Source organism: Streptomyces sp. NPDC033966 (genome assembly GCF_055575955.1).
The window spans coordinates 129243-143466 of sequence record NZ_JBVIRQ010000004.1 but is presented as its reverse complement, the minus strand read 5'-3'; the positions used below and the strand labels follow the sequence as shown (position 1 = coordinate 143466).

Below are 14224 nucleotides of genomic sequence, written 5' to 3'. Positions count from 1 at the left end.
CCGCTGGGGGTACCCCCAGCGCCTCAAACTCCCCCAGCTACCGCTGGGAGGTGCCCCAGGCGGGGCTGAAATCGGCCCCGCCGGCGTTTGAGGGCTGGGGGTCCCCCCGGACGGAGTCTGGGGGAGGGTGAAGGGCGGGGGTCAGGCCCGCGCAGCGGCACACCACCCGCACCCGACCGCCGGCCCCAGCCCGGCAAGTGGCTCCGCCGCGGGTCCGACGGCCGGAGGCAGGCGCAGCGGCGCGGGGAGAAGGGTCAGGCGGCGACGCCAAGGGCGTGGCCCGCCGTCGACGGGTCGCCCAGGGTCGTCAGGAGCGCGTCCGCGACATCCGCGCGGGCGATCACCTTCCCGCCCGGCACATTGGCGTCGAGCGCCCGCCGGTACGCCCCGGTGCGCGGCCGGTTCAGCAGCCGCGGCGGGCGGACCACCGTCCACTCGGCCCGGCTCGCGCCGATCGCCGCCTCCATGACCGCCAGGTCGGCGTACAGGTCGCGCAGCAGCCGCCGCAGCAAGGGGTACACCACCATCCGTGTCAGCGCCCCGTCCTCCGGCAGGTCCGGCGCCAGCGGTGCCGCGCTGACCGCGGACAGCCGGCTCACCCCGGCCCGGTCCATCGCGGAGACGATCGCCCGCAGCGCCGGTCCGGCGACCGGGGTCAGCCGGGCCTGCTTGTTGTTCGCGGCGCCGAGCGCCGAGACCACCGCCTCCCGCCCCGCGAGGACCGGCAGCAGCGCCTCCTCGTCCGTCAGGTCCGCCACCACCGCCACCCGCAGCCGGTCGTGCGCGGGCACGTCCAGCCGGGCCGGGTCGCGGACGACGGCCGTCACCTCGTGGCCCGCGTCCAGCGCCTGCCGGACCACCTCGCGGCCTACGCCGCCCGTCGCTCCGAACACCGTGATCTTCATCGTGGGACCCCGTCCAAGATGGTGGGTGAGTATTCACTCACCCCTGTGTCCACTAGGGTGAGTGAATGCCCACCCCGACGTCAAGCCGTCCCACGCCCGAGCGCCTGCTGGACGCCGCCGAGAGCCTCATGCGCACCATCGGCCTCGCCAACACCACCACCAAGGCCATCGCCCGCGAGGCCGGCTGCTCGGAGGCCGCGCTCTACAAGCACTTCGCCAACAAGGAGGAGCTGTTCGTGCGTGTGCTGGTGGAGCGCACCCCGAACGCCGGTCCGCTGATGGCCGCGCTCTCCGCCGACCCGGACCCGGACGAGGCCGGGGTAGAGCAGGCGCTCGCCCGGATCGCCCGGCACGCCTCGCTCTTCTACGCCGAGGCCATGCCGCTGGCCGCCTCGCTCTTCGCCGAACCCGCCCTCCTCAGCCGCCACCGCGAGGGGGTCCGGGAGATCGGCGCCGGCCCGCACGTGGTGCTGGAGGCCCTGGAGGGGCGGCTGCGCCGCGAGCTCGCCGCCGGCCGGCTCCGCGAGGACGCCGACCCCCGGGCCGCCGCCGCGCTGCTGCTCGGCGCCTGCTTCCAGCGGGCCTTCTTCCTGCACTTCTCCGGCGCCGACGTGGTCCAGCCGGTCGAGGAGTTCGCCCCGGCCGTCGCCCGGACCCTGTGGGCGGCTATCGGCTGAGCTCCAGCTCCGCCGCGTACGGGGGCTCGGCGCCCGCCCGGGTGCAGGTCAGGGCGGCCGCGCGGGCCGCGTAGGCCAGTACGTCCGGCCAGTCGGCGGCGCCGGCGTCCGGGGCCCCGGCGAGCCGGTGCAGCAGCGCCGCGTTGACGGTGTCGCCCGCGCCGATCGTGTCCGCCACCGTGACCGGGAGGGCCGCCGCACTGTGCTCCGCGCCGTCCGAGGTCCACACCGTCAGGCCCGCCGCGCCCCGGGTGAGCACCACCGCCGCCGGGCCGGCCGCCAGCCAGTCGCCGGCCCGGCCGCCCAGCCAGGCCGCGTCCTCCTCCGAGAGCTTGAGCACCGATACGTACGGCAGCCACCCCAGGAACCGCTCCCGGTACGCCTCCGGGTCCGCGATCAGCGCCGGACGGACGTTGGGGTCCAGCAGGGTCAGCAGCCCGCGCCGCGACTCCCGGCGCAGCAGCGCCTCGTACGCGGACGCGCCCGGCTCCAGCACCAGTGAGCAGGTCCCGAGCGCGAGGGCCCGTACCCCCGCGGGCAGCGCGGGCGGCAGGGTGAACAGCCGGTCGGCGGTCCCTTCGACGTAGAAGCCGTAGACGGCCGAGCCGTCCGGGCCCAGCGAGGGCACGGCCAGCGTGGTCGGCTCGGGCCCGCGCTGCACGAGCGAGAGGTCCACCCCGGCCGCCCGCAGCCCGGCCAGCAGGCTCTCGCCGAAGCCGTCGGCCGACACCCGGGAGCAGAAGGCGACCTCCGCCCCGAGCCGGCCCAGCGCCAGGGCGGTGTTGTAGGGCCCGCCGCCGGGCCGGGGCAGCAGGGCGCCCGCCGGACGCTCGACGGGCACGAGGTCGATCAGGGCTTCTCCACCGACGACGATCACGCGGGGGAAGGTATCCCATCGGACGCCGGTATCGTCGGGTGGACCCGTGGAACCGCACCCGGGGCCCGTCACTCGTGCCAGGAGAACCGCATGTCCGCGCAGCAGCCCGCCGCCCGCCGTACCGTCCTCAAGGGCGCCGCCGCGCTCGCCGGGGCCGTGGGCGCGGGGACGGCGCTCACCGCGTGCTCCACGGAGAGCAACAGCGGAGCCGGCAGCCCGGCCGTCCCGAAGGAGCCGGTCGAGCTGGGCGGCGCGGCCGACGTCCCGGTCGGTGGCGCGAAGCTGTTCCGCGAGCGCAAGGTCGTCGTCAGCTGCCAGGCGGAGGGCCAGTACAAGGCGTTCAGCGCCCAGTGCACGCACGCCGGCTGCGTCCTGGACAAGATCGTCGAGGGCGAGGGCAACTGCCCCTGCCACGGCAGCCGCTTCGACGTCACCACCGGCAAGGTCCTGCGCGGCCCGGCGACCGACCCGCTGCCGGCCGTCCCGGTCAAGGTGGAGAACGGCAAGCTGATCGCGGGCTAGCGGATTCCTGGCCGCAGTCGTTCATGAAGCGGCCGGCCCTCGGCCCGGCCCGTCGGTCGCGAGATCATGCCCCCGACGCCGCGGCAGGGCGCTGACGGCAGCGCCGCCTACTCCCAGTCCCAGGTGATGCCCAGGATCCCGCGCCGGACGCCCTGTTCCAGCAGGTGTACCGCGCGGTGGCGGCCGCTCGGGGTGAGGTCGCCGAGGGCGGTGCGGGGGGCTCCGGGGCCCGTGCGGGCGAAGCGGCGGCAGCGGACCGGGAGGGCCGCCTCGTCGAAGGCGACCTGGAGCATGTACTGCCCGCCCGCGTAGCTGAAGCCGCGCACGTACTCCGTGCTGCGGCCGCCCGTGCCGTCCTCGATCCCGTAGCCGAAGACGTACGTGTCCCCGCACCGCAGCCGCGCGTCGAAGAGCAGCTCCGCCACCACCACGCCGGCCTCCGGGTGGCAGCGCACGCGGCCCGTGCGGCAGTTCTCGTACGCCGTCACCCCCACCCGCGCCGCGTCGCACCCCGGATCGCCGTGGTGGACGGCGAGGTAGCGGTCGACGCCGTCGCGGTGCGCCCGGACGATCTGCTGAGACTCCCGCGTGAGCAGTTCACCGCCCGGGCCGATGCGGACCCGCTCGTGGTGGCTGACCGTGTGCAGGCCGCCGTCCGCCGGGAGCTCCATCCCGGCCAGCAGCCGCTCCACCGCCGCGCCCACGCTCACCAGCGCCCGGTAGGAGCGGGCGGCCGGACGGGGCGGCCCGGCGGCGGGGAGGGGATCGGTGAGCAGCCGCAGCAGGGAGCCGCCGGGCAGCTCCAGGATCTCCTCCAGGGCGGAGACCGCGCGCAGGGACTCGGGGTGGCGGGGCCGCCGGGCGCCCTGCTGCCAGTAGCTGAGGCTGGTCACCCCGAGCTTGATGCCGCGCGCGGCGAGCCGGTGCTGGACGCGTTGCAGGGGCAGGCCGCGGGCGGCTATGGCGGCGCGCAGGGCGGCGTGGAAGGGGCCGCCGCGCAGCAGTCGGCCGAGCTCCGCCGCGTCCGGCGTGGCTGACGGGTCGCCGGTGGGCCGCATGGCGACTCCTCTGTGAACGTTCACACGCGCCGGGGTGGGGGCCGGGCCGGTGGTACCGGGGGACCTGGTGGAACGGCAGCAACCCGTTCACACCGCAGCCCCACCGTTCACACTGCAATGTCACCGTGCATTGAAGCGTGTTGACCTGATCGCGACAACACCCTGATGCTCCTCCACAGCGTCCGGACGCGCTCCTCCACCCCCACACACCCCGAGTCCCCACCTCGGGTCCCCATTCGGGAGGAACGCGATGCGCAACAGAAGAGGGCGGCTTTCCCTGGCCGCCTCCCTGATCTCCGCCCTGCTCCTCGTCCTGCTGCCCGTCGGCACCGGCGCCGGTACCGCCACCGCCGCCGACGCGGGCACGGACACCCCGGGCACCGCACTGGCCTACAAGCGCCTGGGCATCACCATGCAGGCCCAGCAGAAGAACAACTGGTGCTGGGCCGCCGGCGGCAACACCATCGCCACCTGGTTCGGCCGCAACTACAGCCAGAACCAGTTCTGCAACGCGGCCTTCAACCGCCAGCAGGGCACCGAGTGCCCCAACAACCAGGCCACCCTGGGCAACGTGCAGACGGCGCTGAACTGGGCCGGCATCAACTCCGGCCGGTACGTGACCGGCTGGCTCCAGTACTCCACCGTGCAGACCGAGATCAACGCCGACCGCCCGATCGAGACCCGCATCCAGTGGTCCAACGGCGGCGGCCACATGCACGTCGTCCACGGCTACGACACCGCCGGCAGCTGGGTCTACTGGGGCGACCCCTGGCCCTCCAGCGACCGCTACAACTGGGCCTCCCACGCCTGGTACGTGGACAACAGCACCTTCTCCTGGACGCACTCCCTCTACCGGATCGGGGCGTGACCGCCATGACGCTCCGCGCCTCCGCCGCCGCGCTCCTCGCGGCCGCCGCCACCAGTGCCGTCGTACTGGTCACGGGCGGGCAGGCCGCCGCCGCGCCCGTACCGCAGCCGCAGACCGCCACCGCCGAGAACCGGGCGGCCGCCCACCGGGCCGCCGCCGCGCCCGACACCCTGGCGACGCTCTCCAGGTTCTTCGCCCGGGAGGGGAAGGTGTCGGTCGCCGCCGCGCAGCCCCGCGTGGAGGGTGAGGTGACCCCGGTGAGCTACCTGTCGCCGGAGTTCGTCGCCGGGAAGGCCGGGGCGTCGGTGGCGCGGCTGGAGTTCCTGGCCGGCGCGGCCGTCTCCTCGGACGGGCAGAAGGCGGCCCTGTGGACCGCGAAGACCGGGGCCGGCTGGCAGGTGGTGAACATCGCCACCGGGGACGACGAGTTCCGGTACGCCCGGCTGGGCGCGGAGAAACTGCCCGGCGGGACCGTGTTCCGCGAGCCGCAGATCGACGCCTGGTACGTGGCCCGGGGCGACCGGGTGCTGCCGCTGGACGAGGACGCGGCGCGGGCCGTGGGGGACCGGGGGACGACGCTGTCCGGATACCGGGCCCGGGTGACGGGGCTGTACGGGGACAAGCTGCCGGGGTCCGCGTACGCCGAGGAGGGCCGGGCCGGGGGCTTCGACGCCCCGGGCGGGGGTTCTGGCGGGGTGCCGGTGGCGGTCGCCGCCGGGGGCGCCGGGGCGCTGGCGCTGGGCGCGGGCGGGGTGGTCGTCCTGCTGCGGCGGCGCCGCGCCGTCGGGGCGTAGCCCCCGGCCCCCTCCGTCCCGCGGGGTCCGGCCGCCCGTCCGCGGGCCCGGGCCCTGCGGGGCTGGTCCCCTACCCGCCCTTCCGCCGCTCCCCAGGCTGCGCCCGGACCCCCTTCCTGGGGGCTCCGCCCCCAGACCCCCGCGCCTCAAACGCCGGCGGGGCTGAGGGGGGCGGCGGGACCGGGGACGCCGGCGGGGCTGAGGGTGCCGGTGGGGCTGAGGGGGGCGGCGGGGCCGGGGACGGGCCGGGGGTGTCGGCGGGGCCGGGGGTTGGGCGGGCTGGATGGGCCGTCGGCGGGGCCGGGGTGCGGGGGGTTGTCGGCCCCCGCCAGTAGGGTGGTTGGCATGGCCGACCCTTCCAGCTACCGTCCCGAGCCCGGGCAGGTCCCCGACTCCCCGGGGGTCTACAAGTTCCGCGACGACCACCGCCGGGTGATCTACGTCGGGAAGGCCAAGAGCCTGCGCCAGCGCCTGGCGAACTACTTCCAGGACATCGCCGGTCTGCACCCCCGTACCGCGACCATGGTCACCACGGCCGCCTCCGTCGAGTGGACCGTCGTGTCCACCGAGGTCGAGGCGCTCCAGCTCGAATACTCCTGGATCAAGGAGTTCGACCCCCGGTTCAACGTCAAGTACCGGGACGACAAGAGCTACCCCTCCCTCGCCGTGACCATGAACGAGGAGTACCCCCGCGTCCAGGTCATGCGCGGGCCCAAGAAGAAGGGCGTGCGCTACTTCGGCCCGTACGGGCACGCCTGGGCGATCCGCGAGACCGTCGACCTGATGCTGCGCGTCTTCCCGGTGCGCACCTGCTCCGCCGGAGTGTTCAAGCGGTCCGCGCAGATCGGCCGCCCCTGCCTGCTCGGCTACATCGGCAAGTGCTCCGCGCCCTGCGTCGGCCGGGTCACCCCCGAGGAGCACCGGGAACTCGCCGAGGACTTCTGCGACTTCATGGCGGGCCGCACCGGCACCTACCTCTCCCGGCTGGAGAAGCAGATGCACGAGGCCGCCGAGGAGATGGAGTACGAGAAGGCCGCCCGGCTGCGCGACGACATAGGCGCCCTGCGCCGCGCGATGGAGAAGAACGCCGTCGTCCTCGCCGACGCCACCGACGCCGACCTCGTCGCGGTCGCCGAGGACGAGCTGGAGGCGGCCGTGCAGATCTTCCACGTCCGCGGCGGCCGGGTCCGCGGCCAGCGCGGCTGGGTCACCGACAAGGTGGAGGCCGTGGACACCGCCGGGCTCGTCGAGCACGCCCTCCAGCAGCTGTACGGGGAGGAGAAAGGCGAGGCCGTCCCCAAGGAGGTGCTCGTACCGGCGCTGCCCGAGGACGCGCCCGCCCTGAGCCAGTGGCTCGCCGGCCGGCGCGGGTCCGGCGTCAGCCTGCGCATCCCGCAGCGCGGGGACAAGAAGGCGCTGATGGAGACCGTCCACCGCAACGCCCAGCAGTCGCTCGCCCTGCACAAGACCAAGCGCGCCAGCGACCTCACCACCCGCTCCCGGGCCCTGGAGGAGATCGCCGAGGCCCTGGAGCTGGACGGCGCGCCGCTGCGCATCGAGTGCTTCGACATCTCCCACCTCCAGGGCGACGACGTCGTGGCGTCGATGGTCGTCTTCGAGGACGGGCTCGCCAGGAAGAGCGAGTACCGGCGGTTCCAGGTCAAGAGCTTCGAGGGGCAGGACGACGTCCGGTCCATGCACGAGGTCGTCTCCCGGCGCTTCCGCCGCTACCTCCAGGAGAAGCTCAAGACGGGCGAGTGGGACGCGGAGGACGGGGAGGTCCCCGAGGACGACGGACGCCCCAAGCGCTTCGCGTACCCGCCGCAGCTCGTCGTCGTCGACGGCGGGCAGCCCCAGGTGGCGGCCGCCAAGCGGGCCCTGGAGGAGCTCGGGATCGACGACGTGGCCGTGTGCGGGCTCGCCAAGCGGCTGGAGGAGGTCTGGCTGCCCGGGGAGGACGACCCCGTCGTGCTGCCCCGCACCAGCGAGGGCCTCTACCTGCTCCAGCGGGTACGTGACGAAGCCCACCGCTTCGCCATCCAGTACCAGCGCAACAAGCGCGGGAAGCGCCTGAAGGCGGGCCCGCTGGACGAGGTCCCGGGCCTCGGCGAGAGCCGCAAGGTGGCCCTGTTGAAGCACTTCGGTTCGGTGAAGAGACTGAGACAGGCGACAATCGACCAGATCTGCGAGGTCCCGGGCATAGGCCGGAAGACGGCGGAGACCGTGGCCGCCGCCCTCGCCGGGGCGGTTCCCGCCGGTCCTGCAGTCAACACGGCGACAGGAGAGATCATTGAGGACGAGGCCTCCGCACCTGCGGAGACATCGTCCGAACGGGGGACCGCGCCATGACCCAGCACGAGACCGCACAGCCGACCGAGCACACGAACGAGCACGACCGAGACGGAGCACAGGTGAGTACGGGCACGACCGTGGAGCCCGGCGACAACGCCGAGACCGCCATCCCCGAGCTGGTGATCATCTCCGGGATGTCCGGAGCCGGCCGCAGTACGGCGGCCAAGTGTCTGGAGGACCTCGGCTGGTTCGTCGTCGACAACCTCCCGCCGGCGCTGATCCCCACCATGGTGGAGCTCGGCGCCCGCTCGCAGGGCAACGTGGCGCGGATCGCCGTCGTCGTCGACGTCCGCGGCCGCCAGTTCTTCGACGCCCTGCGCGAGTCCCTCTCCGACCTGGAGGCCCGCGGGGTCACCCGGCGCATCGTCTTCCTGGAGTCCTCCGACGACGCGCTGGTCCGCCGCTTCGAGTCGGTCCGCCGCCCGCACCCCCTCCAGGGCGACGGCCGCATCGTCGACGGCATCGCCGCCGAGCGCGACCTGCTGCGCGAGCTGCGCGGTGACGCCGACCTGGTCATCGACACCTCCAGCCTGAACGTGCACGAGCTGCGCGCCAAGATGGACGCCCAGTTCGCGGGCGACGAGGAGCCCGAGCTGCGGGCCACCGTCATGTCCTTCGGCTTCAAGTACGGCCTGCCCGTCGACGCCGACCTCGTCGTCGACTGCCGCTTCATCCCCAACCCGCACTGGGTCCCCGAGCTGCGCCCCTTCACCGGGCTCAACGAGGAGGTGTCGGGCTACGTCTTCAGCCAGCCCGGCGCCAAGGAGTTCCTCGACCGCTACACCGAGCTGCTCCAGCTCATCGCCGCCGGCTACCGCCGCGAGGGCAAGCGGTACGTGACCATCGCGGTCGGCTGCACCGGCGGCAAGCACCGCAGCGTGGCCATGTCCGAGAAGCTCGCCGCCCGCCTCGCCTCCGAGGGAGTCGAGACCGTCGTCGTCCACCGGGACATGGGGCGCGAGTGACCGGACGCACCCTGCGGCTGCGCCGCCTGCGCCGCCTCACCCCCGGGCGGGGTGAGGAGGGCGCGGGCCGCGCCGGCCGCCGCGCGGCGTCGAAGGTGGCCGCGCCCAAGGTCGTCGCCCTCGGCGGCGGCATGGGCCTGTCGGCCTCCCTCGCCGCGCTGCGCCGGATCACCGGCGAGCTCACGGCCGTGGTCACCGTCGCCGACGACGGCGGCTCCAGCGGACGGCTCCGGGAGGAGCTGAGCGTGCTGCCGCCGGGCGACCTGCGCAAGGCGCTGGCCGCGCTGTGCGGTGACGACGACTGGGGCCAGACCTGGGCCCGGGTCATCCAGCACCGCTTCCAGTCCGAGGGCGACCTGCACGGGCACGCGGTCGGCAACCTGCTGATCGTCGCCCTGTGGGAGCAGCTCGGCGACCCCGTGCAGGCCCTCGACCTGGTCGGGAAGCTGCTGGGCGCGCAGGGCCGGGTGCTGCCGATGTCGGCGGTGCCGCTGGAGCTCCAGGCCCTGGTCAAGGGCCACGACCCGGCGCGCCCGGACGAGGTCGACACCGTCCGGGGGCAGGCCACGGTCGCCCTCACCCCCGGCGAGGTGCTCTCCGTACAGGTCGTGCCGACGGACCCGCCGGCCGTGCCGGAGGCCGTCGCCGCCGTGCTCGACGCCGACTGGGTGGTGCTGGGCCCGGGGTCCTGGTTCTCCTCCGTGATCCCGCACCTGCTGGTGCCGGAGCTGCTGGACGCGCTGGTGCAGACCAAGGCCCGGCGGGTCCTGTCGCTGAACCTGGCGCCGCAGCCCGGCGAAACAGAGGGCTTCTCTCCGCAGCGTCATTTGGAGGTTTTGGCCCGACACGCCCCTAAACTCGCCCTGGACGTGGTGCTGGCCGACGAGGCCGCCGTGCCCGACCGCGAGTCCCTCGCCGATGCCGCGAAACGGTTCGGTGCCGCGGTCGAGCTGGCTCCCGTGGCCAGGCAGGACGGTTCTCCGAAGCACGATCCGGAGCTGCTGGCCGCCGCGTACGACCGTATTTTTCGGATGCATGGAAGGATCGGCCCATGGCGATGACGCCCGCGGTGAAGGATGAGATCTCACGCCTCCCCGTCACCCGGACCTGCTGCAGGAAGGCGGAGGTCTCGGCGATCCTTCGGTTCGCGGGCGGCCTGCACCTGGTGAGCGGCCGCATCGTCATCGAGGCGGAGCTGGACACCGGGATCGCCGCCCGGCGGCTGCGCAAGGACATCCTGGAGATCTTCGGACACTCCTCCGACCTGGTGGTCATGGCCCCGGGCGGACTGCGCCGCGGCAGCCGCTTCGTCGTACGCGTCGTGGCGGGCGGGGACCAGCTGGCACGCCAGACCGGCCTCGTGGACGGCCGCGGCCGCCCCATCCGGGGTCTTCCCCCGCAGGTGGTCTCCGGCGCCACCTGTGACGCCGAGGCGGCCTGGCGCGGTGCCTTCCTGGCCCACGGCTCCCTCACCGAACCGGGCCGCTCCTCCTCCCTGGAGGTCACCTGCCCCGGCCCGGAGGCGGCCCTGGCCCTGGTGGGCGCCGCCCGCAGGCTCTCCATCGCCGCCAAGGCGCGCGAGGTGCGCGGCGTGGACCGGGTCGTGGTCCGCGACGGCGACGCGATCGGCGCCCTGCTGACCCGCCTCGGCGCCCACGAGTCGGTGCTGGCCTGGGAGGAGCGGCGGATGCGGCGCGAGGTGCGCGCCACCGCCAACCGCCTCGCCAACTTCGACGACGCCAACCTGCGCCGCTCGGCGCGGGCCGCGGTGGCCGCCGGCGCCCGGGTGCAGCGCGCGCTCGAGATCCTCGGCGAGGAGGTCCCCGAGCACCTCGCCGCGGCCGGCCGGCTGCGCATGGAGCACAAGCAGGCCTCCCTGGAGGAGCTGGGCGCGCTCGCCGACCCCCCGCTGACCAAGGACGCCGTCGCCGGCCGGATCCGCCGCCTGCTGGCGATGGCCGACAAGCGGGCCCAGGACCTGGGCATCCCGGGCACCGAGTCGAACCTGGACCTCAGCGAGGAGCTGGCCGACAACATGGCCGGCTGACCGCGCCCCCGCGGTACGCGCCCCGACGGGCCCGCACGTCCACCCGCGTGCGGGCCCGGTCCGCTCCCGTTTGTCCTGTTGACATGTGCATCTTCGGATCGTGAGCCTTGCGTCCGAAGCTTTCGTGGCAGACGACGCCCAGGGGGGCACATGAGGCACCGCGCGAGATCGATCCTCGCCGCAAGCGCACTCGTCTTCGGAACCACACTGGCCGCGGTACCCGTCGCGGCCCAGGCCCGGCCCGCGTCCGGCACGGCATCCGGCGCCGACGAGGTACGGGTCTACGACGCCGACATCACCCGCGAGCAGGTCCCGCTCGTCCTCGCCGCCGGCCAGGACTCCCACGAACTCTCCGAGCGGGCCCCGGAGACGGGGACCGCCCGCGTCGAGCTCTTCCTCACCGGGGAGCAGGCCGGGCAGCTCACGGCCCAGGGGGTCAAGCTCGCCGAGCGCAAGGTCCCCGCCCAGGGCCTGGCCCGCGCCAAGGCCGCCGGGGACGGGGTCTTCCGCCCGTACAGCGGCAAGGGCGGCCTCCAGGAGGAGATCCTGCGGACCGCGCAGGAGAACCCGGCGCTCACCAAGGTCGTCTCCATCGGCAAGAGCCTCCAGGGCAAGGACATCCTCGCCCTCAAGGTCACCAAGGACGCGAAGCGGACCAAGGACGGCGACAAGCCCTCCGTGCTCTACATGTCCAACCAGCACGCCCGGGAGTGGATCACCCCCGAGATGACCCGGCGGCTGATGCACCACACCCTCGGCAACTACGGCAAGGACCCGCGGATCACCACGCTGGTGGACTCCACCGAGCTGTGGTTCCTGCTCTCCGCCAACCCCGACGGCTACGACTACACGTTCACCTCCGACAGCACCCGGCTGTGGCGCAAGAACCTCCGCGACAACGACGGCGACGGCAAGATCACCGCGGTGGACGGCGTCGACCTCAACCGCAACTTCGCCCACAAGTGGGGCTACGACAACGAGGGGTCCTCCCCGAGCCCCTCCAGCGAGACCTTCCGCGGCCCCAAGGCGCAGTCCGAGCCCGAGACCACGGCCCTCGACGGCTTCGAGAAGCGCATCGGCTTCGAGTACGCCGTCAACTACCACTCGGCGTCCGAGCTGATCCTGTACGGCGTGGGCTGGCAGGTCGCCACCCCCACCCCCGACGACGTCGCCTACAAGGCGCTCGCCGGCACCCCCGAGAACCCGGCCGTCCCCGGCTACCACCCGCAGCTCTCGTCCGAGCTGTACACGACCAACGGCGAGGCCGACGGCCACGCGGCCAACGTCAACGGCGTCATGATGTTCACGCCGGAGATGACCACCTGCCAGACGGCGTCCGCGATCGACCCGAACGACGCCTGGAAGCCCGAGGACTGCGCCTCCGGGTTCAACTTCCCCGACGACGAGAAGCTGATCCAGCAGGAGTTCGCCAAGAACGTCCCCTTCGCGCTGAGCGTCGGCGAGAGCGCCGCGCACCCCGACCGGCCCTCCTCCTCCGTCGGCCTGAGCGCCGCCGACTTCACCCCCGACACCTTCACCACCTCCTACGCGGCCAAGGGCGAGGACCAGACGGTCGCCGTCACGGCCCGCAAGGCGCTGAAGGACAAGCAGCTCAACTTCCGCATCAACGGCGGCCGTACGCACGACGACGGGCTCAAGGCCTGGAAGGGCGGGGGCGTCTACGGCGGCGAGGACAACAACTGGTTCGACGAGTACCGCGCCACGGTGGACGGCGCGAAGCCCGGGGACGAGGTCGAGGTCTGGTTCACCGGCCGCGACCGCTCCGGCAAGAAGGTCTCCAGCGAGCACTTCACGTACACCGTGGCCGAGCGCCCGCGCGCGGACGTCCTGGTGATCGCCGAGGAGGGCGCCGAGGCGCAGCACGCCCAGAGCTACGTGGACGCGCTGCGGGCGAACGGGAAGCCGGCCGCCGTGTGGGACGTGGCCGCCCAGGGCGTCCCGCACCACCTCGGCGTGCTCTCCCACTTCCGCACGGCCGTCCACTACACCGGTGCGGGCACCCCGGGCGGACCCACCCAGCTGGCGGTCCGCGACTTCCTGAACGAGGGCGGCAAGCTCGTCGAGGCCGGTGAACTGGCCGGCGGCCGGGCCCAGGTCGGCCGTGCGCTGACCGACGACTTCAGCCAGTACTACCTCGGAGCCTACGGCCGCGCCTCGGTCACGGGCCCGACCGGCTTCGGCGGCGCGGGCTCCCTCGCCGGCGCCAAGGGCGCCCTCGGCGACGCGGCAGGCAACCCGCTGAACGTCCCGGGTGCCTACACCGTCACCTCCGACGCGCTCCCGGCGGCGCAGTTCCCGCAGTTCAAGAGCGCGCAGGCGGGCCAGTACGCCGGAGTGACGAACCCGTACGCCCCCTACGCGGGTACCGGGATGGCGTCGGCGACCCATGATGACGACGACTGGAAGCGCCTCACGCGCACCATCGACCTCACCAAGGTCACCGCCGCCGACCAGCCGAAGCTGAAGACGGCCCTCAACTGGAACACCGAGGAGGGCTACGACCACGCCGTCCTGGAGGCCCGTACGGCCGGCGGGGACGACTGGACCACACTCCCGGAAGCGGGCGGGCTGAGCTCCGCCACAGTTCCGGCGGAGTGCGAGGCCGGGTTCCTCGTCAACGGCCACCCGTTCCTGCGCCGCTACCTCACCCTCGCCGGCGGCGGCTGCACCGCGTCCGGCAGCAGCGGAGCGTGGAACAGCTTCACCGGCTCCTCCGGCGGCTGGAAGCAGGCCGCCTTCGACCTGAGCGCCTACGCCGGGAAGACGGTGGAGGTCTCCCTCTCCTACATCACCGACCCCGCCTCGGGCGGCCGCGGCGTCTTCGCCGACGAGGCACGGGTGTCCGTCGGCGGCGCCGACCAGCCCGCCGAGGGCTTCGAGACCTCCCTCGGGACGTGGACCGCGCAGCCGGCACCCGCTGGAAGTCCCGGCGTTCCGGGAGATTGGTCCAGGACCGGAGAGCTGTTCAAGTCGTACGCGGCGGTCACTACGCGTGACACGGTCCTCCTCGGCTTCGGGCTGGAGCACGTCACCACCCCGGCGGACCGCGCCGCGGTGCTCGGCAAGGCGCTCAGGTCCCTGGACCGCTGATCCACGACCCCGTCCCCGTTCACTCTCGGTGACGGGGGCCGAAGTCCC

General features: G+C 73.7%; 12 protein-coding genes. 9 read left to right on the top strand and 3 right to left on the bottom strand.

Annotated elements, in window-relative coordinates; genetic code table 11:
* Nucleotides 1-254: 254 nt before the first annotated feature.
* On the bottom strand, nt 255-905 hold the full coding sequence (locus tag ACZ518_RS12870) for an NAD(P)-dependent oxidoreductase (RefSeq protein ID WP_469113080.1): 651 nt from the start codon (nt 903-905) through the stop codon (nt 255-257).
* Between the two features lie 65 nt (nt 906-970).
* Between ACZ518_RS12870 and ACZ518_RS12865 the strand changes: the two genes are divergently transcribed.
* Nucleotides 971-1582, top strand: a complete 612-nt coding sequence (locus ACZ518_RS12865; protein ID WP_469113079.1) for a TetR/AcrR family transcriptional regulator — start codon at nt 971-973, stop codon at nt 1580-1582.
* Here the strand turns inward: ACZ518_RS12865 and ACZ518_RS12860 are convergent.
* Nucleotides 1572-2459, bottom strand: coding sequence for a carbohydrate kinase family protein (locus ACZ518_RS12860; protein WP_469113078.1), 888 nt, complete (start codon nt 2457-2459; stop codon nt 1572-1574). The two genes, ACZ518_RS12865 and ACZ518_RS12860, sit on opposite strands and share 11 nt — an antisense overlap.
* A gap of 90 nt (nt 2460-2549) precedes the next feature.
* Between ACZ518_RS12860 and ACZ518_RS12855 the strand changes: the two genes are divergently transcribed.
* Nucleotides 2550-2981: a Rieske (2Fe-2S) protein gene (locus ACZ518_RS12855; protein ID WP_125817129.1), complete on the top strand. Its 432-nt coding sequence runs from the start codon at nt 2550-2552 to the stop codon at nt 2979-2981.
* A 107-nt stretch (nt 2982-3088) separates the two neighbouring features.
* Here ACZ518_RS12855 and ACZ518_RS12850 read toward each other — a convergent pair whose 3' ends face one another.
* Complete coding sequence (locus ACZ518_RS12850; RefSeq protein WP_469113077.1) at nt 3089-4039, bottom strand: hypothetical protein; 951 nt, start codon at nt 4037-4039, stop codon at nt 3089-3091.
* A 250-nt stretch (nt 4040-4289) separates the two neighbouring features.
* Between ACZ518_RS12850 and ACZ518_RS12845 the strand changes: the two genes are divergently transcribed.
* From ACZ518_RS12845 to ACZ518_RS12815, 7 genes are all read left to right on the top strand, one after another.
* Nucleotides 4290-4907 (top strand): papain-like cysteine protease family protein, encoded by a 618-nt coding sequence (locus tag ACZ518_RS12845; protein ID WP_469113076.1) that lies wholly within the window; start codon nt 4290-4292, stop codon nt 4905-4907.
* On the top strand, nt 4904-5701 hold the full coding sequence (locus ACZ518_RS12840; RefSeq protein ID WP_469113075.1) for a hypothetical protein: 798 nt from the start codon (nt 4904-4906) through the stop codon (nt 5699-5701). The genes ACZ518_RS12845 and ACZ518_RS12840 overlap by 4 nt, the downstream gene beginning before the upstream one ends.
* A 345-nt stretch (nt 5702-6046) precedes the next feature.
* Nucleotides 6047-8050, top strand: coding sequence for an excinuclease ABC subunit UvrC (gene uvrC, locus ACZ518_RS12835; protein WP_469113074.1), 2004 nt, complete (start codon nt 6047-6049; stop codon nt 8048-8050).
* Nucleotides 8047-9018 carry an RNase adapter RapZ gene (gene rapZ / locus ACZ518_RS12830; protein WP_469113073.1) on the top strand — a complete coding sequence of 324 codons (972 nt, stop codon included), beginning with the start codon at nt 8047-8049 and terminating at the stop codon, nt 9016-9018. Before uvrC ends, rapZ begins: the two co-directional genes overlap by 4 nt.
* Nucleotides 9015-10079 (top strand): gluconeogenesis factor YvcK family protein, encoded by a 1065-nt coding sequence (locus ACZ518_RS12825; protein ID WP_469113072.1) that lies wholly within the window; start codon nt 9015-9017, stop codon nt 10077-10079. Before rapZ ends, ACZ518_RS12825 begins: the two co-directional genes overlap by 4 nt.
* Entirely contained in the window at nt 10070-11065 is a 996-nt protein-coding gene (whiA, locus tag ACZ518_RS12820) for a DNA-binding protein WhiA (RefSeq protein WP_030237199.1), read from the top strand. Before ACZ518_RS12825 ends, whiA begins: the two co-directional genes overlap by 10 nt.
* A 150-nt stretch (nt 11066-11215) precedes the next feature.
* A complete protein-coding gene (locus ACZ518_RS12815) occupies nt 11216-14176 on the top strand; it encodes a M14 family metallopeptidase (RefSeq protein WP_469113071.1) in 2961 nt (986 codons plus the stop codon).
* Nucleotides 14177-14224 lie beyond the last annotated feature (48 nt).